General features: G+C 59.8%; 7 protein-coding genes and 1 tRNA gene. All 8 read right to left on the bottom strand.

Annotated features, from left to right (window positions below; translation table 11 throughout):
* A partial coding sequence (gene rplL / locus M3436_19550) for a 50S ribosomal protein L7/L12 (GenBank protein ID MDQ3566178.1) occupies positions 1-149 on the bottom strand: 149 nt, incomplete at its 3' end.
* 41 nt (positions 150-190) lie between these two features.
* Positions 191-718 (bottom strand): 50S ribosomal protein L10, encoded by a 528-nt coding sequence (gene rplJ / locus M3436_19545; protein MDQ3566177.1) that lies wholly within the window; start codon positions 716-718, stop codon positions 191-193.
* Between the two features lie 124 nt (positions 719-842).
* Positions 843-1,541 (bottom strand): 50S ribosomal protein L1, encoded by a 699-nt coding sequence (rplA, locus tag M3436_19540; protein MDQ3566176.1) that lies wholly within the window; start codon positions 1,539-1,541, stop codon positions 843-845.
* 2 nt (positions 1,542-1,543) lie between these two features.
* A complete protein-coding gene (gene rplK / locus M3436_19535; GenBank protein MDQ3566175.1) occupies positions 1,544-1,975 on the bottom strand; it encodes a 50S ribosomal protein L11 in 432 nt (143 codons plus the stop codon).
* A gap of 49 nt (positions 1,976-2,024) precedes the next feature.
* On the bottom strand, positions 2,025-2,558 hold the full coding sequence (nusG, locus tag M3436_19530; protein ID MDQ3566174.1) for a transcription termination/antitermination protein NusG: 534 nt from the start codon (positions 2,556-2,558) through the stop codon (positions 2,025-2,027).
* A gap of 4 nt (positions 2,559-2,562) precedes the next feature.
* Positions 2,563-2,943, bottom strand: coding sequence for a preprotein translocase subunit SecE (gene secE, locus M3436_19525; GenBank protein MDQ3566173.1), 381 nt, complete (start codon positions 2,941-2,943; stop codon positions 2,563-2,565).
* Between the two features lie 48 nt (positions 2,944-2,991).
* A tRNA-Trp gene (locus M3436_19520) sits at positions 2,992-3,064 on the bottom strand.
* A 98-nt stretch (positions 3,065-3,162) separates the two neighbouring features.
* A complete protein-coding gene (tuf, locus tag M3436_19515; protein ID MDQ3566172.1) occupies positions 3,163-4,353 on the bottom strand; it encodes an elongation factor Tu in 1,191 nt (396 codons plus the stop codon).
* Positions 4,354-4,379: the final 26 nt, after the last annotated feature.

The raw sequence follows: 4,379 nt of genomic DNA, 5'->3' as shown, positions 1-4,379 counted from the left end.
CCTCCGGCGCCGGCGGCCGCCGGCGCGACCGCGACCGCGACCGCGGCCGACACCCCGAACTTTTCTTCCATAGCCTCAACAAGATCCACCACTTCGAGAACCGTCATCTTGGAAATGGCCTCCAAGATCTCTCCTTTTGATACTGCCATGATAGGTAAGCCTCCTAAGTAATAATGTCTGTGACGATGAATTAAGCCGCTTGCTTTCGATCGCGTACCGCCGCCAGCACGCGCACCAACCGCGTATGCGGTTCGGCCAGCGTCCGCACGAGCTTGGCTACCGGGGCCTGCATGACCGCCATCAGACGGCTGATAGCCTCTGCCCGCGTCGGGAGGCTCGCAACCGCCTTGATGGCGCTCGGATCGAGCAGCTTTCCGCCGAGCGCGACCAATCGCACGACGAGTTTATCGTTTCTTTTCGCGAACTCGTCGATCACTCGTGCGGCAGCCCCGGGATCCTCGCCCGCGAACGCCAATACCAGCGGTCCCACCAAGCCTTCACGCATGCACGAAAATTGGGTGTCGGACACGGCCCTGCGCACCAGCGTGTTTCTCACCACGCGCAAGTAAATCCCCGCTTTGCGCGCCGCGTTGCGCAAGTCCGTCATTTGTGCGACGGATAATCCCGCGTATTCGGCGGCGACCGCGGAATGAGCGCTACGCGCGACTTCCGCCACCTCGGCTACGATAGCCTGCTTTGCTTCCAAATTAAGCCTCACACCTGCCCTCCTGTTTAAGACACTTCCCGACTCCCGTAGATCGCCAGCGGACTGGCTAAATCACCAAGTCAGTCATCTCCTCGTAGACTGGCGCCTTACCCAGGACTCTAGCGCCGCGCGCGGCCTAGGTTCCGGCGATGCTGACTCGATCCAACTGGATCCCCGGCCCCATGGTGCTGGCAACGCTCACCTTCTTCAGGTAAACACCTTTCGCTGCCGCCGGCTTGGCCTTGTTGAGGGCGGCGACAATCGTCGCCAGGTTCTCCTGCAGGGCGCGAGTCTCAAACGAAACCTTGCCGATACAGCAATGGACTATACCGGATTTATCGCTCTTGAAGCGCACTTGTCCGGCCTTCGCGTTTCTTACCGCCGTAGCCACATCCGGGGTGACGGTGCCGACCTTGGGATTCGGCATCAGGCCGCGCGGTCCCAGGATTTGACCGAGTTGACCCACGATGACCATGCTCTCGGGTGCGGCGACGGCCACATCGAAATCGATCTGACCCGCCTTCACCTGTTGCGCCAGATCTTGGAGTCCCACGATGTCGGCGCCCGCGGCGCGCGCCGCCTCGGCCTTGGCGCCCTCGGCGAACACGGCGACCCGCACCTGCTTTCCGGTGCCATGAGGCAACACGATGGCGCCCCGCACCGACTGGTCCGATTTGCGCGCGTCGATGCCCAGGTTGATCGCCACTTCGACCGATTCATCGAACTTCGCGGAGGCGACCTCTTTGAGGAGCCGCAGGCCCTCATCCACGGCATACTGTTGGCCCGAGACGACTTTTTCCCGCGCCGCTTTCCCTCGTTTACCAAGCTTCGCCATGACTAAACGCCCTCGACTTCAATACCCATACTGCGCGCGGTACCGGCGATGGTGCGCAGCGCCGCCTCCCCGCTCGCCGCCGTCAAATCCGGTTCCTTGGTCTTGGCGATCGTTTCGAGCTGCGCTCGCGTGACCCGTCCGATCTTGTTGCTGTTCGGGGTGCTGCTGCCTTTTTCGAGTCCCAAGGCCTTGCGCAGCAGCACCGATGCGGGCGGGGTCTTGGTAATAAACGTAAAACTGCGATCTGCGAAGACGGTTATGACCACCGGAGTCGGCAATCCCGGCTCGAGCCCTTGTGTATGGGCGTTGAAGGCCTTGCAGAACTCCATGATATTCACACCGTGCTGGCCCAGGGCCGGACCGACCGGCGGGCTCGGATTCGCCTTGCCCGCGGGGACTTGCAGCTTTACGTACGCTTGTATTTTCTTTGCCACGTGTTCCTCTCTCGCATAAGCATTCTATTGCGTAAACCATCGCGCTCCGTCATTCCTTCTCGACCTGACTAAACTCCAGCTCCACCGGCGTCGCGCGGCCGAAGATTAACACCGCCACGCGTAAGCGGTTTTTTTCGTAGTTCACTTCTTCGACCACACCGCTGAAATCGGTGAACGGCCCTTCCTTGACCCGCACCACCTCGCCCACCTCGAACAATACCTTTGGCCGCGGCCTATCGGTGCCTTCCTGCATGCGATGCAAGATTTTTTCGGCTTCCTGATCCGTGATCGGCGCGGGCCGATCGCCGCTTCCACCGATGAAACCCATTACCTTCGGCACCTCCCTTACCAGGTGCCAGGTGTCCTCGTCCATTTCCATCTGAACTAAGACATAACCTGGGAAAAACTTGCGGTCCGTCTTGCGTTTCTGTCCATCCCGCAGCTCCACGACCTCCTCCGTCGGCACCAAGATGTCGCCGAACTTGTGTTGCAAGCCACTGCGTTGGATGCGCTCGTGCAACGAGCGCTTCACTTGGTTCTCGGCCCCCGAATAGGCGTGCACGACATACCAACGCAGCGTCATGCCATCAGCCTCTCGATCCGGTAAGCCACTGCACCAACCACGCAAGCAGGGTGTCAAGCAGCCAAAGGATGGCCGCCATCGCGATGACCATGGAGATGACGATTAGGGTCATGCGGGTCGTTTCCTGGCGCGTCGGCCATACGACCTTGCGCACCTCGATCTGAGCCTCCTTGAAGAATCCCCAGACATCGCGCCCCTGCGCCGTCTGTAGCGCCAGCGCCCCTGCGACACCTCCCACGGCCAAGAGCCCGACGACCCGTAACAGTAACGACTGGTCGCTGTAGAAATAAAACGCGGCCATGGCGCCCATGACCAGCAATAGGGCTAGAGCGAGTTTAAAGACGTCGCCCTTACTTTCTTGGATTTCTGCCTTTGGATTTACCATATTAGGTGCGCCGCCGGCCCGTCGTATCTTCCACCCTGCACGCGATTGCAGGCCAGGAGGGACTCGAACCCCCAACCTGCGGTTTTGGAGACCGCCGCTCTGCCAATTGAGCTACTGGCCTATACCGTTAAAAAGCCTAGGTCGTGCTAGGTTCCGATAAGGTCCTCTATTTTTTTTCCGACGACTTAAACTCTGCTCAAATGATGGCGCCGTAGCGCGCTACTCGACGACCTTAGCGACGACCCCGGCCCCGACGGTGCGGCCCCCTTCGCGGATCGCAAACCTCACCCCCTCTTCCATCGCAATCGGCGCAATCAACTTCACCACCATCTTCACATTGTCCCCCGGCATCACCATCTCCACCCCCGAGGGTAACTCCACCGCCCCCGTCACGTCGGTGGTCCGAAAATAAAACTGCGGCCGGTAATTGCTGAAAAACGGCGTGTGCCTCCCTCCCTCTTCCTTCGATAACACATACACCTCGGCTTCAAAATGGGTGTGCGGCGTCACACTGCCCGGCTTGCATAATACCTGTCCACGCTCCACCTCCTCGCGCTTGGTCCCCCGGAGCAATACCCCGACATTGTCCCCCGCCTGCCCTTCATCCAATAACTTCCGAAACATCTCCACCCCCGTGCAGATCGTCTTCTGCGTCTCCCGGATCCCCACAATCGCTACCTCCTCCCCTACCTTGACCCGCCCACGCTCCACGCGACCCGTCACCACCGTCCCTCGCCCGGAGATCGAAAATACATCCTCAATCGGCATCAAAAACGGCTGATCCACCGCCCGCTCGGGCACCGGAATGTACTCATCCATCGCCGCCACTAACCTCTCTATGGACTGCACCCCAAGCTCACTCCCCTCCCCCTCCAACGCCTTCAACGCACTCCCCACCACCACCGGCGTCTTCTCCCCGGGAAACTTGTAACTGTCCAGTAACTCCCTCACCTCCATCTCCACTAATTCCAGTAACTCCGCATCATCCACCATGTCCGCCTTGTTCATGTACACCACCATGTAGGGCACCCCGACCTGACGCGCCAACAAAATGTGCTCGCGCGTCTGCGGCATCGGCCCATCCGCCGCACTCACCACTAATATCGCCCCATCCATCTGCGCCGCCCCCGTGATCATGTTCTTCACATAATCCGCATGCCCCGGACAGTCCACATGCGCATAGTGCCGCTTCTCACTCTGGTACTCCACATGCGCCGTCGCTATCGTGATCCCCCTCGCCTTCTCCTCGGGCGCATTGTCGATCTGATCATAGCCCTTGACCTCCCCACCAAACTTCTTCGACATCACCATCGTTAACGCCGCCGTCAACGTCGTCTTCCCATGATCCACATGCCCTATCGTCCCTACATTCACATGCGGCTTCGTTCGCTGAAATTTCTCCTTGGACATAACTCAGTTCTCCGCTTTCGTTCGTC

The organism is Pseudomonadota bacterium, assembly GCA_030859565.1.
Classification (GTDB): Bacteria; Pseudomonadota; Gammaproteobacteria; order JACCXJ01; family JACCXJ01; genus USCg-Taylor.
This window is presented reverse-complemented; position numbering and strand designations above follow the sequence as displayed.